At 71.3% G+C, this 24093-nt stretch carries 20 protein-coding genes; 12 read left to right on the top strand and 8 right to left on the bottom strand.

Annotated features, from left to right (window positions below):
* Positions 1-36: 36 nt before the first annotated feature.
* The 4 genes from EL245_RS01915 to EL245_RS01900 all read left to right on the top strand — a co-directional run bounded on the left by EL245_RS01915 (position 37) and on the right by EL245_RS01900 (position 2655).
* Positions 37-486 carry an FHA domain-containing protein gene (locus EL245_RS01915; protein ID WP_126381569.1) on the top strand — a complete coding sequence of 150 codons (450 nt, stop codon included), beginning with the start codon at positions 37-39 and terminating at the stop codon, positions 484-486.
* Between the two features lie 95 nt (positions 487-581).
* Complete coding sequence (ftsR, locus tag EL245_RS01910) at positions 582-1232, top strand: transcriptional regulator FtsR (protein WP_126383887.1); 651 nt, start codon at positions 582-584, stop codon at positions 1230-1232.
* A 68-nt stretch (positions 1233-1300) separates the two neighbouring features.
* A complete protein-coding gene (locus EL245_RS01905; protein WP_232009831.1) occupies positions 1301-1783 on the top strand; it encodes a bifunctional nuclease domain-containing protein in 483 nt (160 codons plus the stop codon).
* Between the two features lie 356 nt (positions 1784-2139).
* Complete coding sequence (locus EL245_RS01900; RefSeq protein WP_126383883.1) at positions 2140-2655, top strand: MerR family transcriptional regulator; 516 nt, start codon at positions 2140-2142, stop codon at positions 2653-2655.
* Between the two features lie 215 nt (positions 2656-2870).
* Here the strand turns inward: EL245_RS01900 and EL245_RS01895 are convergent, their stop codons facing one another.
* Entirely contained in the window at positions 2871-4466 is a 1596-nt protein-coding gene (locus EL245_RS01895; protein WP_126381568.1) for an Hsp70 family protein, read from the bottom strand.
* Between the two features lie 270 nt (positions 4467-4736).
* Here EL245_RS01895 and EL245_RS01890 point away from each other — a divergent pair, with 270 nt between their 5' ends.
* The 4 genes from EL245_RS01890 to EL245_RS01875 all read left to right on the top strand — a co-directional run bounded on the left by EL245_RS01890 (position 4737) and on the right by EL245_RS01875 (position 10083).
* Entirely contained in the window at positions 4737-5960 is a 1224-nt protein-coding gene (locus EL245_RS01890; protein ID WP_126381567.1) for an inorganic phosphate transporter, read from the top strand.
* A complete protein-coding gene (locus EL245_RS01885; protein WP_126381566.1) occupies positions 5957-6193 on the top strand; it encodes a hypothetical protein in 237 nt (78 codons plus the stop codon). The genes EL245_RS01890 and EL245_RS01885 overlap by 4 nt, the downstream gene beginning before the upstream one ends.
* A 118-nt stretch (positions 6194-6311) precedes the next feature.
* On the top strand, positions 6312-7886 hold the full coding sequence (locus EL245_RS01880) for a glycoside hydrolase family 32 protein (protein WP_126381565.1): 1575 nt from the start codon (positions 6312-6314) through the stop codon (positions 7884-7886).
* 202 nt (positions 7887-8088) lie between these two features.
* Positions 8089-10083, top strand: coding sequence for a sucrose-specific PTS transporter subunit IIBC (locus EL245_RS01875; RefSeq protein ID WP_197719470.1), 1995 nt, complete (start codon positions 8089-8091; stop codon positions 10081-10083).
* Positions 10084-10191: 108 nt separating this feature from the next.
* Here EL245_RS01875 and EL245_RS01870 read toward each other — a convergent pair whose 3' ends face one another.
* The 3 genes from EL245_RS01870 to EL245_RS01860 form a co-directional block, all read right to left on the bottom strand.
* Entirely contained in the window at positions 10192-11196 is a 1005-nt protein-coding gene (locus EL245_RS01870; RefSeq protein ID WP_126381563.1) for a LacI family DNA-binding transcriptional regulator, read from the bottom strand.
* Positions 11197-11400: 204 nt separating this feature from the next.
* Entirely contained in the window at positions 11401-12090 is a 690-nt protein-coding gene (locus EL245_RS01865; RefSeq protein ID WP_126381562.1) for an ABC transporter ATP-binding protein, read from the bottom strand.
* Positions 12087-13082, bottom strand: a complete 996-nt coding sequence (locus EL245_RS01860; RefSeq protein ID WP_232009830.1) for an ABC transporter permease — start codon at positions 13080-13082, stop codon at positions 12087-12089. The genes EL245_RS01865 and EL245_RS01860 overlap by 4 nt, the downstream gene beginning before the upstream one ends.
* A 250-nt stretch (positions 13083-13332) precedes the next feature.
* Between EL245_RS01860 and EL245_RS01855 the strand changes: the two genes are divergently transcribed.
* The 3 genes from EL245_RS01855 to EL245_RS01845 all read left to right on the top strand — a co-directional run bounded on the left by EL245_RS01855 (position 13333) and on the right by EL245_RS01845 (position 16885).
* Positions 13333-13653 (top strand): hypothetical protein, encoded by a 321-nt coding sequence (locus tag EL245_RS01855; RefSeq protein ID WP_126381559.1) that lies wholly within the window; start codon positions 13333-13335, stop codon positions 13651-13653.
* A 182-nt stretch (positions 13654-13835) separates the two neighbouring features.
* Positions 13836-16337 carry an ATP-binding cassette domain-containing protein gene (locus EL245_RS01850; RefSeq protein WP_126381557.1) on the top strand — a complete coding sequence of 834 codons (2502 nt, stop codon included), beginning with the start codon at positions 13836-13838 and terminating at the stop codon, positions 16335-16337.
* Positions 16338-16372: 35 nt separating this feature from the next.
* Positions 16373-16885, top strand: a complete 513-nt coding sequence (locus EL245_RS01845; RefSeq protein WP_126381555.1) for a GNAT family N-acetyltransferase — start codon at positions 16373-16375, stop codon at positions 16883-16885.
* Between the two features lie 197 nt (positions 16886-17082).
* Here EL245_RS01845 and EL245_RS01840 read toward each other — a convergent pair whose 3' ends face one another.
* A complete protein-coding gene (locus EL245_RS01840) occupies positions 17083-18207 on the bottom strand; it encodes a 6-phosphofructokinase (RefSeq protein ID WP_126381554.1) in 1125 nt (374 codons plus the stop codon).
* 241 nt (positions 18208-18448) lie between these two features.
* Between EL245_RS01840 and EL245_RS01835 the strand changes: the two genes are divergently transcribed.
* A complete protein-coding gene (locus EL245_RS01835; RefSeq protein ID WP_126381552.1) occupies positions 18449-18802 on the top strand; it encodes an RNA polymerase-binding protein RbpA in 354 nt (117 codons plus the stop codon).
* Positions 18803-18816: 14 nt separating this feature from the next.
* Here EL245_RS01835 and EL245_RS01830 read toward each other — a convergent pair whose 3' ends face one another.
* Genes EL245_RS01830 through EL245_RS01820 form a run of 3 tightly spaced genes read right to left on the bottom strand, consistent with a single transcriptional unit; the run spans position 18817 to position 24067 of the window.
* Complete coding sequence (locus tag EL245_RS01830) at positions 18817-19614, bottom strand: polyprenol monophosphomannose synthase (protein WP_126381550.1); 798 nt, start codon at positions 19612-19614, stop codon at positions 18817-18819.
* Positions 19611-21212 (bottom strand): apolipoprotein N-acyltransferase, encoded by a 1602-nt coding sequence (gene lnt, locus EL245_RS01825; RefSeq protein WP_232009829.1) that lies wholly within the window; start codon positions 21210-21212, stop codon positions 19611-19613. The genes EL245_RS01830 and lnt overlap by 4 nt, the downstream gene beginning before the upstream one ends.
* Positions 21209-24067 carry a DEAD/DEAH box helicase gene (locus EL245_RS01820; protein ID WP_126381548.1) on the bottom strand — a complete coding sequence of 953 codons (2859 nt, stop codon included), beginning with the start codon at positions 24065-24067 and terminating at the stop codon, positions 21209-21211. The genes lnt and EL245_RS01820 overlap by 4 nt, the downstream gene beginning before the upstream one ends.
* Positions 24068-24093: the final 26 nt, after the last annotated feature.

Genomic DNA, 24093 nt, shown 5'->3' with positions numbered 1-24093 from the left:
CGGTGCGACGGGCACCGCCCTACCTGAGGGGCACAGATGTCGAGCACGCCGATCGAGCCGGATCCCACGTCGACCCAGACCTTCGGGGCAATCGACGTCTCCATGGAGTCGGCGGCGCCGCTCCTGGGCCTGTCGCAGCAGGACCGTGCCGCGATCGCCGCCCTGCCCGCCGGAACCGCTCTCCTGCTTGTCCAGCAGGGCCCGACCACCGGGGCCCGCTTCCTGCTCGACTCCGCCGAGACGACCGTCGGCCGCCACCCCCGCGCCGACATCTTCCTCGACGACGTGACGGTCTCGCGCAAGCACGCCATCTTCGCCGCCCTGCCCGAGGGCGGGTTCGCGGTGCGCGACTCCGGTTCGCTCAACGGCACCTACGTCAACCGGGAGCGTGTTGAGCAGGCGGCGCTGCGTCCGGGAGACGAGGTCCAGATCGGCAAGTACCGGATGACCTACCACCCGGGTCCCCTGCAGGCCGCCTCCCGGTGAGCGCCGTCCCCGCGAAGCGGTCCGCCGCCGAGCCCCAGCCCGAGGAGAGCCCCGCTGCCGTCCCGTGGCCCCGGGACGTGCCGCGCGACCCGGTCATGAAGATCAGCGAGCTGGTCGACCGTCTCAAGACCGAGTTCCCCGCCCTGTCCATCTCAAAGGTCCGCTACCTCGAGGGCGAGGGCCTCATCAGCCCCTACCGCGTCGGCAACGGCTACCGGCGCTACTCCAAGGCGGACATGGAGCGTCTGCGCTACGCCCTGACCGCGCAGCGCGACGAGTACCTGCCTCTGTCGGTCATCCGGGACCGCCTCGCCGATCTCGACGCCGCCGTCGACGCCCCGGCGCCGGCGCCCGTCGCCCGGGTCGTGACCACCGACGGACACGGCCTGCCCTCCTCGACCCTCGGCCTCGAGGACCTCGTCCACCACTCGGGGGCAACGGCCGAGCAGGTCGACGAGCTCGTCGTCATCGGCCTCATCACCCCCGACCCGCAGGGACGTTTTGAGTCCCGCGACCTGAGGACCGTCGAGCTGGCGCTGCGCGCCCACCAGCGGGGGATCCCGGTGCGCAACCTGCGCGCCGTGCGCTCGGCGGCCCAGCGCGAGGCGGACACGATCGCGCTGGCCGTCCAGCACAAGCGACGCCGCTCGGCGACCGCGGGGGAGGACGCGGCCTCGGAGCTGGCGGGCATCGTCGCCGAGCTGCACGCACGCCTGTTGCATGCCGCGGTCCAGGAGACCGACTGACCAGCACGGCGCCACACCGGGCGGCCCGTTTCCAGGACAGGTGGGCGCGACGACCGTAGATTGGATTCATGCGCACCATGACTCTGGCCGCCATTCGCTCGACGGCCCTGGGACACGGTCTGGTCGCGCTCCTGGTCGAGGCCGACGGCCCGGGCGTGATCGCCGTGCCGGTCAGCGCCCGTGAGGGCATCACGCTCTCCGCGCCCGACGTCGCGCCCCGGCCGACATGGCCGGACATGGTCGCCGGTCTGGGCGACGTGCTGGGCGGGCGGGCCGAGCAGGTGCTGCTCGACGTCGACGCCGACGCCCGCCTGTGCGCCTCCGTGGTCCTGGCGCGCGGGGCGGGGGAGGAGCCCCGGCGCACGACGGTGGCCTGCGCCCCCTCCGACGGGCTTCTCCTCGCCCAGGCGCTGTCCCTGCCGATCACGGCCTCAGAGGCGCTCCTGCGCCTCAGGCAGGTCGACCTCGACAGCGAGGACCTGTGCGACCGCCTTGCCGCCTGGCGGGCCGAGCTCGCCCACGCCACCGCCTCCGACGCTGCTGGCTCCTGAGCCCACCGGAGTCCCTCTGTGCGACACGCGATGCTCGTGGGACTCCTGTGAAACGAGATGTGCACTCCGTCACACGAACGTCGTGCTCGCTCCCCGGTTTCCAGCACGATGACGCCGTTTGCTCCGCCCCACCCCTGCGGCGAGCAGACCTCGACCCCGCATTGAGACGGCACCGACACCGCAGTCGGCGCGCCCTTCGTTGAGCACGGGCCCCACTGGATCTATCGTGGGCTCATGCCGGTCAACCACCGGCACCGCGTGCACCTCCCCCCGCACGCCCCGAGCCTGACAGGAGCATGCCAGTGAGCGCGATCGAAGCGAGCCTTCCCGCCACCGCACCCCAGCGCGCCCAGGGGATGCTCTTCGGCGACCCCCTCGCCCAGCTCGACGCCTACACCGGCTTCCGCGGACCGATCGCCTGCCGTGCGGCGGGCATCACCTACAGGCAGCTCGACTACTGGGCGCGCACCGGGCTCGTCGAGCCCTCGATCAGGGGCGCCAAGGGCTCAGGCTCCCAGCGCCTCTACTCCTTCAGGGACATCCTCCTGCTCAAGATCGTCAAGCGGCTCCTCGACACCGGTGTCTCGCTCCACCAGATCCGCACCGCGGTCAACGCCCTCCACGAGCGCGGGGTCGAGGACCTCACCGCCATCACCCTCATGAGCGACGGCGCCTCGGTCTACGAGTGCACGAGCGCCGACGAGGTCATCGACCTCGTCCAGGGCGGGCAGGGCGTCTTCGGCATCGCCGTGGGCAGGGTGTGGCACGAGGTCGAGGGAGACCTCGCAGAGCTGCCCGTCGACCGCGCACACGCCCCCGCGGTCGAGGACGAGCTCGCCCAGCGTCGCGCCGCCAAGCGCCAGGCCATCTGAGGCACCCGCCGGTCCCGGCTCACCCCCGGGCGCGCAGGGCCTCACCCAGCCGTCGACAACCGCCCCCGACGTGGAACGTCGGGGGCGGAGTACGTGATGACGGCGTCGTGACCAGGCCGCGACGAGACACAGACGGCCTGAGCCAGTCGGTGCCGGGCCGTACCAGCTCGTGCCAGCTCGTGCCAGTCAGTGGTACGTCGATGGTCAGTCGATGGTCAGTCGGTGCGAACGCCCAGGACGTAGGTGCCGCTGTAGCCGTCGGACAGGTCGGTCAGGGTCACCCGCACCATGCCGGTGCCGTCGACCTCGTAGCGCTCCTGGACCCGGGGACCCCAGCCGGTGCGCTCCACCGGGACCTGGGCGAGGTCGTCCCGGCCCCGCAGAGCCGGGTCGAAGGGGAAGACGATGTCCTCGTAGGGCGCGATCTCCCCGCGCGGCGCGCCGTGCTCGTCAACACCGGCGCACTCTGCGAAGCGGTACCACCCGACGTTGTGGACCGCAGGGTACTCGCGAACGAGCACCGTGCCCTGCAGGCCGAAGGAGTCCTGCTGGACGGCGTCCTGGGTCAAGATCGCGTCGAAGACCGTACGGGTGCCGCCGTCTGCCTCGCGGAAGACCCCGAAGCCGCGCGACAGGCGGTCCTTGAGGCGGGCGCGCGAGGAGCGGTCTGCCGCGATGGCCAACCCGATGGCTGTCGAGGCAGCGGGGTAGGGGGAGCGGTGGACGCGACGCCCGAAGCGCTCACGGAGCATGCGGGGCACGAGCGGGAAGGACGAGGCCCCTCCCACGAGGTAGATGCCGGCGATGTCGGTCAGGTCGGGTCCACCGTCCTCGAGGCGCCCCACGAGGGGGGACATCGTCGCCAGGCTCCGCTCGACCAGGGGGACGGCAGCCTCGTAGAGGTCTGCCGCCTGGAGGACGACGTCGTTGTCGCGCAGGCTGAGCAGGAGACGGCGCGTCTGCGGGGCGAGGGCCTCCTTGGTGTCTCGGCACTGGACGAGCAGGTCATCGAGCTCGCCGGCGCTCAGCGACTGCTCGTCGACCCCCGCCCTGGCCAGCACCATCTCGACAAGGAGCAGGTCGATGTCGTCCCCGCCCAGGTCGCCCAGGCCGCGCGAGGCCAGGACCTCGTGGTCGTCGTCGCGCACGTCGACCACCGAGGAGTCGAAGGTGCCGCCCCCCAGGTCGTAGACGAGGACCCTCGTGCGCCGCGAGGAGACGGTCGCGGCCTTGCGGTGGGTGTACTCGAAGCCGGCCGCGCTGGGCTCGTTGAGCATGGCGGTCACGTGGAAGCCTGCCGCGCGGAAGGCCTGGAGGGTGATGAGCCGCTGCGCCCCGTAGGCGTGGGCGGGCACCGCCACCGCCACGTTGGCGTCCTCGTCCCCCGGGTCGACGCCGTCAAGCGCCCCCGAGCCCCGCAGGTGGGAGCGCACGCAGGACAGATAGCTCGCGAGCACCTCGAGCACCCCGAAGGTCTGCCCGCCGATCGTCACCGGCGTCGAGGCCTTGACGGTGGGGGAGGACAGGACCCGCTTGAGGCTGCGCAGCAGCGGCGCCCCGGCGCGCGCGGCGGCCAGGGCCTCAAAGCCGTGAACGAGACCGTCGTCAGTCAGCGCGGTGACCGAGGGGAGGTACTCGTGGGCGTCACCCTGGGCGTCGGTGAAGGGGAGCACGGGGTAGTTGCCCCGGTCCGCGCGCGCGACGACCGTGCGGGTCGTGCCCAGGTCGACACCCAGGTCGAGGACCGCGGGGGAGTCGTGAGGTGCGGACAGGGACGTGGAGGGACTACTGCTCCCGCTTCGGGCTGCCATGGCACGACCTTATCGCCGTGCTCGACCCCGCCCGGGCACCTCCCGGTGAGGCGTCCGCCTCTTTGTCTGCACCCCATCGGGACGTTGGGCCGACACGTGACCAGTCCCACCTCCACACGAGGTGAACAGTTGGTGAACAACCCCTGACTGCCCTGCCCGTCGTGATCCGGCGGGGTAAGAATGTCCTCGGGCCTCATCCACGTGGCCCGGGCCTGTCCGCCGTCGTACCACCGGTGCCCCACCAGGCCCACACGCCTGACCGGGAATGGCATGACTACAACCCTGTTCATCGTTGCGGTCGTCGTCGTCGTGGCGCTCGTCTTCGACTTCACCAACGGCTTCCACGACTCCTCCAACGCGATGGCGACCTCGGTCGCGACCGGCGCCTTCACGCCCAAGCGAGCCGTCCTCATCGCGGCCGTGCTCAACGTCGTCGGCGCCCTGCTGTCCACCGAGGTGGCTAAGACGATCTCCCACGGGATGTTCGACGACTCCCTCATCCAGGCCGCCCCTGAGATGGTGCTCGCGGGCCTGGCCGGCGCGATCCTGTGGAACCTGGCCACCTGGCTCTTCGGACTGCCCTCCTCGTCCTCCCACGCCCTGTTCGGAGGCCTCATCGGCGCGGTCATCGTCGCCGCGGGCATGGCCGGGGTTCACTGGGGCACGGTGCTGTCCAAGATCATCCTGCCCGCGCTCATCGCCCCCTGCGTCGCGGGCCTGGCCGGAGCGGTGGCCACGCGGATCGCCTACCGGATCGCCCGGCCCACCGACCGCTACAGCCAGAGCGTCTTCCGCAACGGCCAGCGCATCTCGGCCTCCATGGTCGCCCTGGCCCACGGAACCTCCGACGGCCAGAAGACGATGGGCGTCATCACGCTCGTCCTCGTCGCCGGTGGCTACCAGGCGGCGGGCACCGCCCCCCAGTGGTGGGTCATCCTCGCCGCGGGCCTGGCCATCGGCCTGGGCACCTACTCGGGCGGCTGGAGGATCATGCGCACCATGGGCAAGGGCCTGGTCCACATCGACTCCCCGCAGGGCTTCGCCGCCGAGACCGCCTCGACCGTGGCGATCCTGGCCTCCTCCCACCTCGGCTTCGCCCTGTCGACCACGCACATCTGCACGGGCTCGATCCTGGGCTCGGGCGTGGGCCGCGGCACGAAGGTGTCCTGGCGGACCTTCGGCAAGATGGGCACGGCCTGGCTCATCACGCTGCCCTGCGCAGGACTGGTCGGCGCCGTCACCTCCTTCATCGCCGTCAAGGGCGGGGTCCTGGGGACGCTCACGGTCATCCTCATGCTCGTCGTCGGCGCCATGCTCATCATCCGCCAGGCCAACCACAACCGGGTCGACTTCTCCAACGTCAACGACGCCGACGAGGTCGTCGTGGGCCGGCCGACCGACCCCGCGCTGGGACGCGAGCCCAAGACCGTCGACCAGGTACGCAAGGAGCTCGTCGGCGCTGCCGGCGCGGCGGACAAGGAGCTGCAGGCATGAACGTCGACTGGGCCTCCCTGGGACTGGTCACCGTCGTCACGGTCCTGGGCACCGCCTTCATCCTGGCGATCTCCTCCTCGGCCGCGCGCATGCTCGACGAGGTCCACCTGCGCCGCAAGGCCGGAGAGGTCAAGGGAGTCCACGCCGCAGAGATCCTCGCAGGATTCTTCCTGCTCATCGCCGCAGGCATCGTCGTGTACGGCCTGTGGCTCATCGTGCCCTACTTCCACTGACGTCCACCGACGCCTCCCAGACCGGTTGTCCCGCACCGCGGTCCTCGAGGCGGTCCTCGAGGCGGCCCCGGGGCCGCGAGCACCCTGGCGGCCGGGGTCCCACTGCTAGTCTCCCCTCATGACAGAGGACCTCAGGGCCCTCGCCCTGGCGGCGGTGGGCTCCTCCCGGGCGACCGAGGACCCCGACTACCCCCGCTACCACGTGGCCCCTCCGGTCGGGCGGCTCAACGACCCCAACGGACTGCTCGTCGACGCCGGGACCTACCACGCCTTCTACCAGTTCAGCCCCTTCCACCCCCACCGCAAGCTCGTCTACTGGGGGCACGCCTCCTCCCGCGACCTCGTGACCTGGCACCATCACGACCCGGCGATCGTCCCCGACTCCCCCTACGACCGCTCGGGAGTCTACTCGGGCAACGCGCTCGTCCTCGAGGACGCCGAGGTCGACCACGCCCCGGCCTCGGCCCCCTACCAGCTCTTCTTCACCGGCAACCTCAAGGACCCGGTCACCGACGAACGCACCTCGAGCCAGTGCCTGGCCACCTCAGCCGACCTCGTCGAGTTCACGAAGTGGCCGGGCAACCCCCTCCTGCCCGGCCAGCCGCCGGGCTACACCGCGCACTTCCGCGACCCGCAGGTGTGGCGAGACCCCGACGAGCCCGGGTCCTTCCGGATGATCATCGGCGTCCAGCGCTCCGACCTGACCGGCGCCGCCCTCCTCTACCGCTCCACGGACCTGCTCAGCTGGGAGCTCGAGGGCGAGCTGACCTTCCCCGACGCGCACGGCGCCTTCGACGCCTTCGGCTACATGTGGGAGTGCCCCGGCCTCGTGCGCCTGACCGACGAGCTGACGGGGCAGGCCCGCGACGTGCTCATCTGGTGCCCGCAGGGCATCGCCCCGGGTGCCGAGGGCTACGAGAACATCTATCCGGTCACCTACACCGTCGGTCGCCTCGTGGGGACCGAGCTGCGCGAGTGCGACGGCGGATTCGCCGAGGTGGACCGGGGCTTCGAGTACTACGCCCCCCAGGCCTTCGCCCGCCGCCCCGGCGAGCCCGGCCCCGTCCTCCTGGCCGGGTGGGCGGGCAACGCGGAGCAGGACGAGCACCCGTCGGTGGACACCGGAGGCTGGGTCCACGCGCTGACCGTACCCCGAGAGCTGTCCCTGCGCGGCGGCAGGCTCATCCAGCGCCCCGCGCTGCGGGCCGACGACGGTGTCGACCTGGCCGTGGGGGAGCGGGACCTGGACGTCGAGGACGGGGTGGTCGGTCTCGCCGAGCTCGACGGCCACCGGTCGTGGCACCTCGTGCTCGACGTCGACCACGCCGAGGGCCGGTGGGGGCTGGTCATCGGCGACGAGAGCTCCTCGGTCACCATCACCCTGTCATCCCCCCAGACGCATGCCCGGTCCCAGGGCGACCCGGTGGAGGAGACCCTCGCACCGGTCCTCGAGGTCGACCGCTCCCGGTCGCGCTACACCCGCCACGGCACCCACCGTCAGGTCACCCTCACGCCGGGCACCGAGCGACGCCTCGAGGTCCTCCACGACCGGTCGGTCACCGAGCTCGTCGTCGGCGACGGCGACACGCTGTTCACCTTCCGCTCCTACGTGTCGCCCCAGGCCACGGGTGCCGGGCTCTTCACCGACGGGTCCCTGTCGCTGGCGGGGGCGCGCGCGGTCCTGCGCGACTGAGGGCCGGTCCCCATGCGGGGGCGCCCGGGCAAACACCGCTATCTGTTGCGGGAAGGTCACAGCCGCGGTAACGTGACTAACGATTGACACAGGGGCGACGACCGGCCGTCGCAGTCGACACCAGCGCCGGTTTGAGCCACCAGCTCAACTCACCAGCTCAACGCAGAGTCCCCATCCCCAGAGAAAGGAAGCCCGGGTGGCAATGGATCACGCCCGAGTGGCGAAAGACGTCCTGACATACGTCGGAGGCGCGGAGAACATCAACGCGGCAGCGCACTGCGCGACGCGCCTGCGTCTCGTTCTCAACGACATGGACAAGGTGGACCAGAAGGCGCTCGACAAGGACCCTGACCTCAAGGGCACCTTCATCGCCGGGGGAATGTTCCAGATCATCGTCGGCCCCGGCGACGTCGACCACGTCTTCAAGGAGATGGTCACCAAGGGCGGTGTCAAGGAGGTCTCGAAGGACGAGGCCAAGGAGCAGGCCGCTCAGGGCGGCAACCCCGTGTCCCGCTTCATCAAGATGGTCGCCGACATCTTCGTCCCGATCCTGCCGGCCCTCATCGCCGGCGGTCTGATGATGGCGATCAACAACGTGCTCACCGCGAAGGGGATGTTCGGCGAGCAGTCGCTCACCGAGCGCTGGGCGTGGCTGAGCGACTACGCGAGCCTCATCAACCTCGTGTCCTCGGCGGCATTCGCCTTCCTGCCCGTGCTCGTGGGCTTCTCGGCGGCCAAGCGCTTCGGTGGCAACATGTACCTCGGTGCCGCGATGGGTGCCGCGATGGTCTCCACCGAGCTGACCAACGCCTACACGATCCAGGCGGCCCGCGAGGCGGGCACCATCGAGGTGTGGAACCTCTTCGGCCTCGAGGTCGAGAAGATCGGCTACCAGGCGATGGTCATCCCGGTGCTGGCAGTCACCTGGATCATGTCGATGATCGAGAAGTGGCTCCACAAGCGCCTGTCGGGCACCGCCGACTTCCTGCTCACCCCGCTCATCACGCTCCTGGTCACCGGGTTCCTCACCTTCGTCGTCGTCGGCCCCTTCACCCGCATGCTGTCCGACGGCATCACCGACGGCATCGCGTGGCTGTACAACACGGTCGGCCCGGTGGGCGGCCTGCTCTTCGGCCTCGTCTACTCGCCGATCGTCGTCACCGGTCTGCACCAGTCCTTCCCGGCCATCGAGCTGCCCCTCATCGCCGAGATGTCCAACGGCGGACCGGGCTCCTTCATCTTCCCGATCGCCTCGATGGCCAACGTCGCCCAGGGCGCCGTCGCGCTGGCGGTCTTCTTCAACACCCGTGACCCCAAGCTCAAGGGTCTGGCCGGTGCCGGTGGCGCCTCGGCGGTCTTCGGCATCACCGAGCCCGCGATCTTCGGTGTCAACCTGCGCCTGCGCTGGCCCTTCTACATCGGTATGGGTGCGGCCGGCTTCGGCGGCGCGATGGTCGCCATCCTCGACATCCACTCCCAGGCGCTGGGCGCGGCGGGCTTCGTCGGCTTCGTGTCGATCGTGCCCGAGGACATCCCCAGGTACATCATCCTCGAGCTCGTGACCTTCACCCTGGCCTTCGTCGCCGCCTTCGGCTACGCGCGCAGCGCCCGTGGCAAGGCCTCGATGGCGACCGACGACGACGAGGCAGCGCTCGAGGCCGAGGTCGCCGCCTCCCACGAGCAGGAGGCCGTCGTCGTCGAGCTGCCCGAGGGCGCCGACACCGACTTCACGATCACCTCGCCCATCGAGGGCACCGCCGTCGCGCTGTCCGAGGTCGAGGACCAGACCTTCGCCTCGGGGATGCTCGGCCCGGGTCTCGCGGTGGTCCCCGCCTCGGGACCGGTCGTCTCCCCGGTGGACGGTGAGATCATCGTCGCCTTCCCGACCGGCCACGCCTACGGCATCCGCTCGGCCAGCGGCGTCGAGCTGCTCATCCACGTCGGCATGGACACCGTCCAGCTCGACGGCAAGCACTTCACTCCCAGGGTCAAGGCGGGCGACACCGTCCTGCGCGGCCAGACCCTCGTCGAGGTCGACTGGGAGGGCGTGACCGCGGCCGGCTACCAGATCGTCACCCCGGTCGTCGTCTCCAACGCCACGGCCTTCGGTGAGCTGGTCGACACCGCCAGCGGCGAGGTCGCCAGGCAGGACGCCCTGTTCGCGGTGACGCCGGCAGCGCAGGGCGCTCAGGCCTGAGCACAGCGTCGGCAACGAGCGCGGGCCGTGGGACCGGACAGGTCCCACGGCCCGCGTCGTCGTGCACGGGGGAGCCCGCGCAGGCGCCTGCGAGGTGCCCGGGCGACCTCAGGCGGTCGAGCCCCGCAGCACCGTGACCGGCAGCTCGGCGGGGGAGGGGCTCGACCCGATCTCCTCACCCTGGGCGACGGCCTCGACCTGGGTGAGGAGGACCTCGACCGCGGTGCGAGCCAGCGCGCCGATGGGCTGCTGGATGGTCGTCAGCTCGGGCAGGGCCCTGCGCACAGCCGCCGTCCCGTCGAAGCCGACGACCTTGAAGTCGGTGGGCACCTCCAGGCCCCTGCCCGTCGCCCAGTGCAGGACGGCCGCCGCCGACAGGTCGTCGGTGGCGAAGACTGCGTCGACCTGGGAACCTGCAGCGTCGAGGTGGGCGTTGATAAGCCTGGCTCGCTCGGCGTCGGGGGTGTGGAAGTCGACGGTCATGATGACCGGCTCGATGCCGGCGCGCTCCAGGACCTGGCGGTAGCCGGCCTCCCGGCGGTTATGGGCCCCGGTGCGGGAGGTGAGCAGGGCGGGGCTGTGCGATCCGCGCTCGAGCAGCAGCTCGGTGGCGGCACGTCCGCCCTCCTCGTTGGCGCAGCGCACGTTGGGCACCGCAGGAGACAGCTCCCTGTCGACCGTGACCAGCGGAAGGCGCACGGTGCCGTACTCCTTGAGGTTCTCGTTGTGTGCGCCCGAGATGATGCCGTCGACCCGGTGGGACACGAGCAGGTCGAGGTACTCGCGCTCCCTGTCAGCCCGCCCCATGGAGTTGCACACGAGGATCCGGTAGCCGTGGTCGGCCAGGGCGTTCTCGATCTCGGCCGCCAGCTCGCCGAAGAAGGGCAGGGCCACCGTGGGGACGATGACGCCGATGGTCTGGGTCGACTTGCCGTGCAGCGCGCGCGCCACCTGGTTGGGCCGGTAGTTGAGCTCGGCGATGGCCGCCGCCACCCGTGCCTTGATCGAGTCCGAGAGGTAGCCACGGTTGTTGAGGACGCGCGAGACAGTGGTCAGGGAGACCCCGGCAGCGTCGGCAACATCAGCGAGGGTGGGTTCACGGCGCGCCGCCATCGGGCCTCCTTCTTCGGCTCGTCCGACATATCGGTGTCTAGCGTAAGCCCCCGGGTGCCCGAATCCATCACCGACGACAGTGTGGGTTTCGACATCATCGCAGGTCAGGAAGGTCTTTGCCGCGCTGGCACCGCGGATCCGCGGTGCTCGCCCACAGCAGCTGAGCCCCGTCCGGGGCCGGTCGCGGTCCTGGCCGGCCGGACCTCAATGAGCCTGGCTCGCGCGCAGAACACCGTCGTTCATGACCAGGACCCGGTCGCACAGGGGAAGCAGACGCTCGTCATGGGTGACCATGACTGTCGCCTTGCCCAGTCGGTGCGTGTGGTCGGCCAGCACGCGAGCGACGTCCTGCGCGCGCCTGCTGTCCAAGGCAGCGGTGGGCTCGTCAGCAAGGATGACATCAGGGTCGTGGTAGAGCGCCACGGCGATCGCTGCGCGTTGGCGCTCACCGCCGCTCAGTGACTGGGGGTAGGAGGAGAGTCTGCCTGCCAGGCCCAGGCTGTCGAGCAGGCTGTCACGACGCTCGCGGTCGCCACCTGTTCCCGCCACGCGGTCGTGCAGGCTGAACTGGTCCGCGAGCCTGAGGAACGGGACGAGCCCGGCAGCCTGGAGCACGAAACCGATCCTTGCGTGGCGGACACGGGCGCGGCGCCTCTCAGGCAGGGACGAGAAGTCCTCACCCAGGATCCTCACGGTTCCTGAGCTCGGGGTCCGGAGACCGCCCATGACGGTCAGCAGGGTCGACTTGCCGGAGCCCGATGGTCCCAGCACACCGACAAGCTCGCCGGCATCGAGCTCCAGGTCGGTCGGGGCCAGGGCGTGAATGACCTCCGATCCCTGTCGGTAGTCCTTGGCGGCGCCTGCCAAGGTCATGACCGCAGACGGCCGGGTCATGCGACCGCCTCCGCCGGGTCGATGCGCGAGACCACACGGACCGACATGAGTCCGCCGAGCACGGCCATGACGACAAAAGCGACGGTGATGACGGCGTCGAGCGCAAGCGAGGGACGGAACGGGACCGACGCAGGAAGCAGCCATCCTGTGAGCTGTGTCGCGACGAGCCCCAGGATCACCCCGGCCGCCGCCAGCATCGCGGTCTGGAAGCCGCCGGCCACGACGAGGTAGCGGGTCGGTACCCCCCGAGCCTTGAGGACGCCCAGGACGGCGCGTTTCTGGAGCGTGAGCACGTAGAGGAAGATACCGAGGACCAGCGCGGCGATGACGACAAGCGCACCGATCATGAGGGAGAAGGTGAGCACCTGAGCCGAGTACCCCGGAAGTTCCCCGATGAAGTCAGCAGGCGTCATCATGACCAGATCATCCTGGGCCAACGCAGAGGCAACCTCGCTCCGGGAGGTGTCGTCCAGTCCGCCCCCGGGAACGATCATGGCGTTGACGGCCGGTGACAGGGGATCGCCGAGGTCGATGAGCGCCTGTGCGTCGACCGTGATGACCGGCGCCGTCTGGAACGTGAGGTCACGGGTGAGCCCGACCACTGTCCAACGGGCGTTGGTCCCGGCCAGCCCGAGTGTGTCGCCGAGCGCCCACCCCTCCTGCGTCAGGGACTCATCGATAAGCACCTCTGTAGCAGGGTCGGAGATCGGACGGCCTGCGACGACTGAGGGAGACAGGCCTCCTGTCAGGTCGATCCCGAAGGCGTAGGCGTCCGTGCGAGTGGTCTCCTCCTGACCCTCGACGACGACCGCCTGTGCCACGAGGCGCTCGGGCGGCTCAGAGGAGGCAAGCGCAGCCCGCGTGGCCGCCACCTGCGTGTCAGACAGGCGGGAGGCACCGATGTTGTCGTTCGAGGCCTCGGTCAGGATGACGGCGTCGGCGGACCAGCTCTCGACCGCGGCTCGGTAGGCGTGAGACAGTCCTGTCGCCAACGCTGACAGAAAGAAAGTGACATAAGCCACCAGAAAGACGACCGTCACGATCAAGGCAAATCGTGTCGGCTCGTGCCGTATTTCTCGAATCGCCAGAAACATCGACCCCTCCCGTCCACCTTCGGAAGACCCTGCTTCTCAGGCTTCTCAGGCTTCTCGGCGGCCTGGAGTCTACCAAGGCGCACAAGACCCAGGAGATTCACAGGGTCGTTGGGGGAGGAGTGCAGACAGGCCTCCTATCGTTGTCATCATGAAGTTAACGGCAGTCGATGGCGTGCAGCGAACCATCGAGGCGGACGCGGTGCCGAGCGAGCACCCGGTCCGCGGGCGCGGCCACCACGGCGCTGGGCTGGAGGCTCTCGCCTCGGCCTGGAGCACAGGGATCGGCACGGGCGTGGCGATCGCGGTGCCAGGCCTGCTCATGATCGCGCTCACCAAGGGCGTGGCCGCCGTCGTCTTCTGGCCCCTGGGCGCCTTCGCGGTCATCGTCGGCGTCACGGTGCTCGCCACCTCGGTAGCCGCGCGACGAGCCACCCAACGCATGGCGCGAGACCTGGCCGGCCGCACCTAGGCGCAGCCAGAGCGACCGGGGGCACGCGGGGAGCGGTGCGACCTGGGCGAGGTCAGCGCTCCTCCAGGACCCGCCGCGTAATGACATAATGTACATTATCGGCGTTGCCTGGCTGGGAGGCGGCGAGGAGCGCCTGCCACCTGGGCCTCAACACCGGTTCTCACTCCTGTAGCATGCGGCGGATGCGCACCACGAGCCCCACCGAGACGCATGAGCCCGCTGAGCAGACCTCGGAGCAGACCACTGAGCCGCGAGCTCCCGGAGCCGGCGCCGCGGTCCGCGCGGCCGACACCCACGACGCCATCGTCGTGCTCGGCGCCCGGGAGAACAACCTGCGCGACGTCGCGGTGACGATTCCCAAGCGGCGCCTGACCGTGTTCACCGGTGTGTCCGGATCCGGCAAGAGCTCGCTCGTGTTCTCCACGATCGCCGCTGAGTCGCGCAGGCTCATCAACGAGACCTACTCCAGCTTCGTCCAGGGCTTCATGCCCGCCACCGCGCGCCCCGACGTCGACGCCCTCGAGGGCCTGACCCCCGCGATCATCGTCGACCAGGAGCGGATGGGTGCCAACCCGCGCTCGACCCTGGGAACCGCCAGCGACGTCAACTCCATGCTCCGCCTGCTCTACTCGCGGCTGAGCACGCCCCACGTCGGCTCGCCGCAGGCCTTCGCCTTCAACGTCCCCTCGGTCTCGGGCGGCGGAGCCCTCAAGACCGTCAAGGGCGGGCGCACCGTCGTCGAGCGCAAGCACTACACCGTCCAGGGCGGGATGTGCCCGCGCTGCGAGGGGCGCGGCTCGGTGTCGGACATCGACCTGACCGAGGTCTACGACGAGAACCTCTCCCTGCTCCAGGGAGCCATCAAGGTCCCTGGGTACACCCCTGACGGCTGGCTCGTGCGGGTCTTCGCCTCCTCGGGCTTCTACCCCGCCGACAAGCCCGTCAAGAGCTTCACCCCCGCCCAGCTCGACGACTTCCTCCACAAGGCACCCACGAAGGTCAAGATCGACTCCCACTCGATGACCTACGAGGGTCTCGTGCCCAAGATCCGCAAGTCGATGCTGTCCAAGGACGTCGACTCCCTCCAGCCTCACGTCCGGGCCTTCGTCGAGCGCGCCGTCGTGTTCCGCGCCTGCCCCGAGTGCGAGGGCACGCGCCTGGCCGAGCCGGCACGCACCGCCACGATCGACGGTGTCTCGATCGCCCAGGCCTGCGCGATGCAGATCTCCGACCTCCTCGTGTGGGTCCGGCGCCTCGAGCGCGCCTCCCGGGCACAGGCGCCAGCTCGCGGCGAGAAGGCTCCCGAGGTCGCGGGCATCGAGGGAGCGGCTCCGCTGCTCACCGGGCTGCGCGAGACCCTCGACGCCTTCGTCACCATCGGGCTGGGCTACCTGTCCCTGGACCGCTCGGCCTCGACGCTGTCGGGCGGCGAGGCCCAGCGCACCAAGCTCGTGCGGCACCTGGGCTCGGCGCTCACCGACGTCACCTACGTCTTCGACGAGCCGAGCATCGGCCTGCACCCCCACGACATCGCGGCGATGAACCGCCTCCTCGTGTCGCTGCGGGACAAGGGCAACACCGTGCTCGTCGTCGAGCACAAGCCCGAGACCATCGCGATCGCCGACCACGTCGTCGACCTGGGCCCGGGCGCGGGCTCCCACGGAGGGACCGTCACCTACGAGGGAGACCTCGCTGGGCTGCGCGCCTCCCAGACGCTGACCGGCCGGCACCTGGCCGACCGCACCCGGCTCAAGGACGCCGTCCGCTCCCCCACCGGCGTCATCGAGATCAGGGGGGCCGCCACCAACAACCTCCTCGACGTCGACGTCGACATCCCGCGAGGCGTGCTCACCGTCGTCACCGGGGTGGCCGGGAGCGGCAAGTCGAGCCTCATCCACGGCAGCCTGTCCCCCATGGACGGCGTGGTCACCATCGACCAGTCCCCCATCAAGGGCTCGCGCCGCTCGAACCCGGCGACCTACACCGGGCTGCTCGAGCCGGTGCGCAAGGCCTTCGCCAAGGCCGGCGGCGTCAAGCCCGCGCTGTTCTCGGCCAACTCCGAGGGCGCCTGCCCGGTGTGCAACGGCGCCGGGGTCATCGACACCGAGCTGGGCTTCATGGACACGGTGACGACGACCTGCGAGGCCTGCGAGGGGCGGCGCTACAACGACGAGGTGCTCGCCTACACCTTCGGCGGCAGGAACATCGCCGAGGTCCTGGCGATGAGCGCCGACGAGGCCCTCGAGCTGTTCACCTCCCCCGGCTCCGCGGTGCCCGCGGCCGCCGCGGTCCTCCGCCGTCTCGTCGACGTGGGCCTGGGCTACCTGCGCCTGGGGCAGCCCCTGACCACCCTGTCGGGCGGCGAGCGCCAACGGCTCAAGCTCGCCGTCCACCTGGGTGAGACCGGAGACGTCGTCGTGCTGGACGAGCCCACCGTGGGACTGCACCTGGCCGACGTCGAGGCCATGCTCGCGCTGCTCGACCACCTCGTCGAGGCCGGGCGCACCGTCGTGGTCATCGAGCACCACCAGGCGGTCATGGCGCACGCCGACTGGATCATCGACATGGGCCCGGGCGCGGGCCACGACGGCGGGCGGGTCGTCTTCGAGGGCACGCCCCGCGAGCTGGTCGGGGGGCGATCGACCCTGACCGGCCAGTACCTGGCCGACTACGTCTCCTCCTGAGCCCCGGTGGCACGCCAGGGCGTAGTGTCGTGCTCATGACCATCGAGGGGACCGCGCAGTTCACGGTCCGGGCAGCGACCAGGGCCGACTGCCCGGCCGTCCGCGAGATCCGCAACGCCGCCGTGCGCGACTCCTTGGCGATCTGGACCTGTCACGAGCACAGCCCGCAGGAGGCGGAGGCCTGGTTGGCTCCCCTCCTGCGGCGGGGCACGGCCCTCGTGGCCTGCGACACCCGCGGCGCCGTCGTCGGATTCGCGGTCGCCGGCCCGTGGCAGTCCTACGAGGGATACGCCCGCACGGTGGAGGACTCGGTCTACCTGTCCCCCGCCGCGCGCGGTCGCGGGCTCGGCTCCGGCCTGCTCACGGCACTCGTGGCAGCCAGCAGGGCGACCGGCGACCGCACGATGGTCGCCCAGATCGAGGCCGGGAACACCGCCTCGATCGGACTGCACGCCCGGACGGGCTTCTCAGAGGTGGGCACGATCCCGGCGGCCGGCGAGAAGCACGGGCGGGTCCTCGACCTCGTCCTCATGTCGCTGAGGCTGTAGGGACCGCCAGAGCCCGGCTCGGTCAGCGTGACGAGCCCGTGCCCGGCCGACGTCGGGAGAGCCGAGGGCCGCACCGGCAGCCCCCGGGGTAGCGAGCGTGCCAGATGTCCCGATCTCGAGGTGCCAGATGTCCCGATCTCGAGGTGCCAGATGTCCCGATCTCGAGGTGCCAGATGTCCCGATCTCGGCGGCAGGCGTCAGTCCCCCAGGGCGGTACCCACGGCACGTGCCGCCCGGACCCACTCGTGGTCGGTGGGGACGTACTTGATCCGGCCCGCCACCTCGGTCAGCGGAACGAGGGCGGTGTCGTGGCCGCGGTCGGCCACCATGACCCCGAAGGTCCCCTCGGCCACGGCCCGGGCACCAGCCACACCGAGGCGGGTGCCCAGAAGGCGGTCGGCGGCGTTGGGGATCCCGCCGCGCTGGACGTAGCCCAGGATGGACACGCGCGCCTCCAGCCCCGTGGCCGTCTCGAGCTGCTCGGCCAGGGTGAAGGTGTTGGCGCGGTGCGAGGCCTCGAGGGCCTTGACGTTGCGCTTGGCCATCGCCTTGAGCTCGGGGGTCGAGGCGTCCTTGACCAGGGCGCGGGCCCTGTCGAGCTCGGCGGCGTCCGCCCGGCTCAGCGCGCCCTCGGCGACCGCGACCACCGAGAAGGTCGATCCGTGGGACCGGCGCTGCTCGATCCGCTCGGCGATCGCCTCGACGCTGTAGGGGATCTCGGGCAGGAGGATGACGTCGGCGCCCCCGGCGATGCCGGCGCCCAGGGCCAGCCAGCCCGCCCGGTGCCCCATGATCTCCGCCAGGATGATCCGGTGGTGGGAGTGGGCGGTGGAGTGGAGGCGGTCGACCGCCTCGGTGGCGATCTCCAGGGCGGTGGAGAACCCGAAGGAGGAGTCGGTCTCGACGATGTCGTTGTCGATGGTCTTGGGCAGGTGGATGACGTTGAGGCCGGCGTCCATGAGGCGCTTGGCGTTCTTGGCGGTGCCACCCCCTCCCAGGCAGATGAGCGCGTCGAGGCCGTCGCGGGCGTAGTTGTCCACGATCGTGGGCACCATGTCGCGCACCTCGCCGTCGACCACCATGCGGTGGACCTTGTCACGGCTCGTGCCCAGCATGGTGCCCCCGGTGGTCAGGATCCCCGACAGCGCGGCCCCGTCAAGCTCGGTGAAGCGGTTCTCGGCCAGTCCTCGCAGGCCGTCACGGAAGCCCAGGAGGGTCCACCCGTGGTCCCGGATCGCCGCCTTGCCGAATCCGCGGATCGCCGCGTTGAGTCCGGGGGCGTCGCCGCCCGCCGTCAGGATGCCGATGCGCTTGGTTGCCATAGCCGCAGTATGCCGCGCTCCGGGCCGATCCGTGAGCCGACGGCGACAAGCGCATCGTCCCGGCTCGCGCGAGGTAGAATCGTCGGTCGGACGGTTCCCGCCCGTCGGACCGGTCCTGCGCACCTCGCGTCAACCGGTGGGCGGGAATGGCCGGCGACCGGACGGGGTTGAGCCGGTCGTGCCCCGCGCGGTGAGAGCCCGGGCGGGGACGCCACGATGCCGCCACGAGAGGAGCAGGAGCATGGCAGACCGTGCGCTACGGGGCATGACCATCGGAGCCAAGTCGATGGAGTCCGAGGACGGCGTGGAGTTCGCCGAGCGGCAGGTGGTCACCTACGAGTGCCCCCAGGCACACGTCACCTCGGTGCCGATGTCCGTCGAGGCCGAGGTCCCCCTGACCTGGGAGTGCCCCGAGTGCGGACAGGTCGCGGCGCTGCGCGGCCAGGACGATCCCGAGCCCGACGAGCCCAAGAAGGCCCCGCGCACCCACTGGGACATGCTGCTTGAGCGTCGCGAGGTCGACGAGCTCAAGGTCCTGCTCGACGAGCGCCTCGAGATGCTGCGCTCCGGGGAGATCTACCGCGAACGCTTCTGAGGCCCGGCCGCGGCTCAGGCCCGGCCGCGCCCGCCCCGCGCGCGCGAAAGAGCCTGGGAGGCCAGGTTCAGGCCCCTGCCCGCCAGGTCGACGACCTGCGCGGAGCGCTTGGCCAGGCCCCACTTGGTCACCAGGGCGAGCTCCTCGGTGAAGATCCCGCCTGAGAGCTTGGACTGCCCGGCCTCTCGCTCGAGGAAGACGATCGGCATCTCGACGATGCGTCCACCCGCCTCGTCGACGAGCATGGTCATGTTGACCTGGAACCCGTATCCCATCGCCTCGACCCTGCCCAGGTCCATGCGGCGCAGGATCGCGGCCCGGTAGGCGCGCAGGCCCGCGGTGGCGTCGCGCACACCCAGTCCCAGCATCGCGTTGATGTAGAGGTTCCCCCCGCGCGACAGGGCCACGCGCCTGGCGTCCCAGCCCTGGGTCGCGCCGCCTGAGACCCATCGCGAGCCGATGACGAGGTCGGGGTTGTCGGCCATCTCGGCACGCTGGATGACCAGGGCGAGGTCCTCGGCCCTGTGGGAGCCGTCCGCGTCCATCTCGCAGACGAGCTCGTAGCCTGAGGCCAGTGCCCACGAGAAGCCGGCCAGGTAGGCGGGCCCGAGCCCGTTCTTCTCAGTGCGGTGCAGGACGTGGACGTGGTCGTCCTGCTCGGCACGGGCGTCGGCCAGGGCACCGGTGCCGTCCGGGGAGCTGTCGTCCACGACCAGGACGTGGGCCTCAGGCGCTGCGGCGCGCACCCTGTCCAGGGTCCCAGGCAGGGAATCGATCTCGTTGTAGGTCGGGATGACGACGAGGGACTTCACTGGTGCTCTCTCTCGGTGCGATCTGCTCGGCGGGACCCTCGGCGTGAGCGGCCCCGGCTCCTGCGGGCCGCCTCCACGATACCGGCTGCGACGAGCACTGCGCCGCCTGCCTGGGCCAGGACGCCCGGCGCGGCGCCCAGCCGGTCGGCCAGGTTCGTGGTCCTGCGCAGCGGGACGTCGGCGACGAGGCTGGCGCTCGTGTAGGGGCGGGTGGCCTGGAGCACCTCCCCCGCCGGGCTGATGATCGCGGTGATGCCGACGGTCGAGACCTGGACGACCGCCCGGCCGTGGACGACCGCCTGGACCTGGCCCTGGGCCAGCTGCTGGGCGGCCTCGGAGGAGGACAGGAAGGAGGCGTTGTTCGTCGGGATGACGATGACCTGGCCGCCCTGGGCCACGCCCTCGCGCAGGACCTCGTCGTAGGCCACCTCGAAGCAGATTCCCATGGCCACGGTGACCTCCCGGTCCTGGGTGGCGGCACGCACCGTCAGGGTCTGGGGCCCGGTGCCCGCAGCCATGTCGGTGCCGATGCGGTCGGCCTGGGCGGTCACGGCACGCACGAGGGAGCGGAAGGGGACGTACTCGGCGAAGGGCACGGGCCGGTGCTTGCGGTAGTACTCCCCCGGCCCGGTGCCCGCGCTCCACACGACGATGTCGTTGTACCGCACGTCGTCCTCGAAGGCGACGGCTCCCACGAGCACCGGGGCACCCACTGCCTCGGCTGCCTCATCGACGAGGGCAGCGCTGGCGAGGTGGGTCCTCGGGTCGAGGTCGGCGGAGTTCTCCGGCCAGATGACGACGTCGAGGGTACCGGTGCCCACCTCGGCGGCGAGCTGGTGGGTGGCCTCGGCGTGGTTGCCGGTCACCTCGAGGGCCCGGCCGAAGGCGTCCTCGAAGTCGGTGGCGACGTTGCCCTGGACCGCCCCGACGCGCAGCGTGCCGTCCTGGGCGCCGGTGGGCACCGGCAGCGCCGCCGGGGCCAGGAGGAGGGCGCTGGCGGTGGCTGCCAGCGCCACGACGAGACGGGGCCTGCGTCGGCGCAGCGCGCCCACCACCTCGACGAGACAGGCTGCGACCACGACCACGACGGCGCTGAGCCCGAGCGACCCCCCGTAGGCCGCCACCGGCAGCACCGGCGCCTGCGCCATGGCGAAGGCCAGGCGGCCGAAGGGGAAGCCGCCCAGGGGCCAGGACGAGCGCAGCTCCTCCACGGCGCACCACAGGACGGTGAAGGCCAGGACCCTCGCCCAGGCCTTGCCTGCGTGGTCGCCCGTGAGGACCCCCAGGCGGCGCACAAGGGCCCAGGCGGCGCCCAGGGCCGCCAGGTAGGCGGACTCGACGAGGACGAGGGCCGCCCATCCGACCGAGTTGCCCATCGCCACGGCGATGAAGTGGAGAAGCGGCGTGAACAGGCCCAGGCCGAAGACGGCCCCCAGTCCCGCCCCGACCGCAGGCCCTCGCCCCGCGGTCAGCACGAGCAGCCCCGCCACCCCCAGCGGTGCCGCCCACCACAGGCCCACGGGCGGGAAGGCCGCCCACACGGCCAGCCCCGATGCCAGGGCCCCCAGTGCCGGCGCCCCCGCCCTCAGCCGCCTCACCGGGCGCCCTCGACGCCCGACCAGGCCACGACGCCCCGGTCGACCTCGGTGTAGGCGCGCTCGGCGACGGCGGCGACACGCGCACCACCACCCGCCTGGTTCCAGGACTCCAGGACGCAGAGCTGGGCGAGCACGTCGAGGAGCTGACGGCTCCACCGCACGAAGTCCCCGGCGGTCAGCTCGGCGGCCTCGAGGACCTCACCGAGTCCCGTCCCCTGGGCCCAGGCCTGCACCGCTCCGGCCAGCGCCGGCTCGGCGCCGCTGGAGGCCTCGATGCGCGCCAGCGCCTCGAGGTCGTTGATGCGCCGCGCCAGAGCCAGCTCCTCGCGCAGGACCCCGCCCAGGCGGGTGCCCGGCGCGACCGGAAGGCCGATCGACTGAGAGGCGGCGCGCGGCTCGTAGACGCAGGCGCTGACCGCCCCGGCGAGCTCGGCGGCGCCCAGGCCCTCCCACACGCCCTGGCGCAGGCACTCCGCGATGAGCAGGTCGCGCTCGGCGTAGACCCGGGCGAGCATCGCCCCGGCGCTCGTGACGCGCAACTCGCCCTCCGGGGCGTGAGGGTCCTCGGGCTCGAGGTAGCCCAGCTCGATGAGCACCTGGCACACGGCGTCGAAGTGCCTGGCGATGGTGCCCGTGCGCCGCTCGACCCGCGCCTGGAGTCGCTCGGCCTCGGCCAGCGCCCGCGACCACCGGCGTCCCAGGCGAGCGTGGTCCTCTCGGTCGGGGCATCCGTGACAGGGGTGTGCCCGCATCTGCCGGCGCAGACCCTCGATGCGCTCGGCGATGACGACCTGCTCGGCGTCCCGCCCCCCGCGGCGGCGGCCCGGCCGCTCAAGCTCCCCGGAGCGCAGCATGTCGACCAGGCGGCCCACGAGCCGGTCCCGGTCACGCGGACGACGCAGGTCCACGGAGTCCGGCAGGCGCAGGGAACCGACCCGCACGACCCCGTCGGGCGTCGTGTCGGGCGTGAGGGTCACGACCCTGGAGTCCTCCCCCAGGACGGTCAGGCAGGCACCGCCGGTGCGGTCGGTGCCCACCTCGACGACCACGGCGTGCCTCGAGCGCCGCCCCCGGGAGTGGATGACGACGTCGCCCCTGCTCAGCGCGCCCATCTGACGGCCCGCACCGGTGCGCCGCGCCTCACGCCTGGCCCGCGACAGCTCGGTCTCCGCCTCGGCGATCCGCTGGCGCAGCATGGCGTACTGGGAGAAGTCGCCCAGGTGGCAGGTCATGGCCCCGGCCAGCTCCTCGACGGAGGCGCGGGCGCGTCGCGCCTGGGCGGCGAGCTCGACGACGCCCCGGTCGGCCTGGTACTGCGCGAAGGAGGACTCCAGGACCTGCCTGGCGCGGGCGCGGGAGGTCCGACCCAGGAGGTTGACCGCCATGTTGTAGGTCGGGCGGAAGGCCGACACGAGCGGGTAGGTGCGCTTGGAGGCCAGGGAGGACACGAGGGCGGGCTCGACCTCCTCGGCGGCCAGGACGACCGCGTGGCCCTCGACGTCGATACCACGGCGCCCAGCGCGCCCGGTCAGCTGGGTGTACTCCCCCGGGCTGAGGGTGACGTGCGCCGAGCCGTTCCACTTGCGCAAGGACTCCAGGACAACCGTGCGCGCCGGCATGTTGATGCCCAGCGCGAGGGTCTCGGTGGCGTAGACGACCTTGACCAGACCGGCGCTGAACAGCTCCTCGACCGTCTCCTTGAACACCGGCAGGAGGCCCGCGTGGTGGCAGGCCACTCCGCGCTCGAGGGCGTGGAGCCAGCTGTGGTAGCCCAGGACGCCCAGGTCCCCCGCCGGGATGTCGGCGGTTCGGCGCTCGACGACCTGGCGGATGAGCTCGGCCTCCCGCTCGGTGGTCAGGTCCGCTCCCCCGCCCACGACCTGCCGGACCGCCTCGTCGCAGCCCGCACGGGAGAAGACGAAGACGATCGCGGGCAGCAGGTCGGAGCGCTCCAGCGCCTCGAGGACCACCCGCCGTCCGGCGGGACGCAGCCGGCCCGTGCGCGCCGGCACCTCGCGTCGTGGAGCGCGCCCCCGGGCCCGACGCCTCCACGGCTGGGAGGAGCCCGCCCCGGAGCTCATGCCGCGGGACTGGGACCCGGCGGCACGACGAGCGTCCTTGACCGCCGAGACGAGCTCGGGGTTGACGACCGGCTCGTGGCCGGAGGCGGTCTGGGCCCGGGCGTACAGGGGCAGGAGGCGGCGGCCGACCATCATGTGCTGGGTCAGGGGCACGGGGCGGTGCTCCGAGACGACGACGGCCGTGCGGCCACGCACCTGGTCGAGCCAGCGGCCGAACTCCTCGGCGTTGGACACGGTCGCCGACAGCGAGACGACCTGGACCTCGGGGGCGAGGTGGATGATGACCTCCTCCCACACCGGCCCGCGGAAGCGGTCGGCGAGGTAGTGGACCTCGTCCATGACGACGAACCCGAGCCGGTCCAGGTCCCGCGCACCGGAGTAGAGCATGTTGCGCAGCACCTCGGTGGTCATGACGATGACGTCGGCGTGGGGGTTGAGGGCGGCGTCCCCGGTGAGCAGCCCGACCCTGTCGGGGCCGTAGCGGGAGAGCAGGTCGAGGTACTTCTGGTTCGACAGCGCCTTGATCGGGGTGGTGTAGAAGGCCTTGAGCCCTCCGGCCAGGGCCAGGTGGACGGCGAACTCCCCCACGACCGTCTTGCCCGCGCCGGTCGGGGCCGCCACGAGCACGCCCTCACCGCGCTCGAGAGCCTGGCAGGCTTCGGTCTGGAAGTCGTCGAGGACGAAGTCGTAGGTCTGGGCGAAGCGGGCGAGCTCGGTGCGCAAGGCGGCCTGGCGTCGACGGGCGGCGGCGTAGCGCTGGGCGGGAGAGCTCATGGCGCTCAGCCTACGTGGACCCCGAG

Source organism: Actinomyces howellii (assembly GCF_900637165.1).
GTDB lineage: Bacteria > Actinomycetota > Actinomycetes > Actinomycetales > Actinomycetaceae > Actinomyces > Actinomyces howellii.
Note: the sequence above shows the minus strand (reverse complement) of the source record. Positions and strands in the feature narration are given on the sequence as shown.

Coding starts and splice junctions, on each gene's coding strand:
- ftsR (WP_126383887.1), top strand. CDS start 582: ATGAAGATCAGCGAGCTGGTCGACCGTCTCAAGACCGAGTTCCCCGCC.
- EL245_RS01820 (WP_126381548.1), bottom strand. CDS start 24,067: ATGAGCTCTCCCGCCCAGCGCTACGCCGCCGCCCGTCGACGCCAGGCC.
- EL245_RS01915 (WP_126381569.1), top strand. CDS start 37: ATGTCGAGCACGCCGATCGAGCCGGATCCCACGTCGACCCAGACCTTC.
- EL245_RS01900 (WP_126383883.1), top strand. CDS start 2,140: ATGCTCTTCGGCGACCCCCTCGCCCAGCTCGACGCCTACACCGGCTTC.
- EL245_RS01890 (WP_126381567.1), top strand. CDS start 4,737: ATGACTACAACCCTGTTCATCGTTGCGGTCGTCGTCGTCGTGGCGCTC.
- EL245_RS01905 (WP_232009831.1), top strand. CDS start 1,301: ATGCGCACCATGACTCTGGCCGCCATTCGCTCGACGGCCCTGGGACAC.
- EL245_RS01885 (WP_126381566.1), top strand. CDS start 5,957: ATGAACGTCGACTGGGCCTCCCTGGGACTGGTCACCGTCGTCACGGTC.
- EL245_RS01850 (WP_126381557.1), top strand. CDS start 13,836: ATGCGCACCACGAGCCCCACCGAGACGCATGAGCCCGCTGAGCAGACC.
- EL245_RS01835 (WP_126381552.1), top strand. CDS start 18,449: ATGGCAGACCGTGCGCTACGGGGCATGACCATCGGAGCCAAGTCGATG.
- EL245_RS01855 (WP_126381559.1), top strand. CDS start 13,333: ATGAAGTTAACGGCAGTCGATGGCGTGCAGCGAACCATCGAGGCGGAC.
- EL245_RS01875 (WP_197719470.1), top strand. CDS start 8,089: ATGGATCACGCCCGAGTGGCGAAAGACGTCCTGACATACGTCGGAGGC.
- EL245_RS01870 (WP_126381563.1), bottom strand. CDS start 11,196: ATGGCGGCGCGCCGTGAACCCACCCTCGCTGATGTTGCCGACGCTGCC.
- EL245_RS01895 (WP_126381568.1), bottom strand. CDS start 4,466: ATGGCAGCCCGAAGCGGGAGCAGTAGTCCCTCCACGTCCCTGTCCGCA.
- EL245_RS01865 (WP_126381562.1), bottom strand. CDS start 12,090: ATGACCCGGCCGTCTGCGGTCATGACCTTGGCAGGCGCCGCCAAGGAC.
- EL245_RS01840 (WP_126381554.1), bottom strand. CDS start 18,207: ATGGCAACCAAGCGCATCGGCATCCTGACGGCGGGCGGCGACGCCCCC.
- EL245_RS01880 (WP_126381565.1), top strand. CDS start 6,312: ATGACAGAGGACCTCAGGGCCCTCGCCCTGGCGGCGGTGGGCTCCTCC.
- EL245_RS01845 (WP_126381555.1), top strand. CDS start 16,373: ATGACCATCGAGGGGACCGCGCAGTTCACGGTCCGGGCAGCGACCAGG.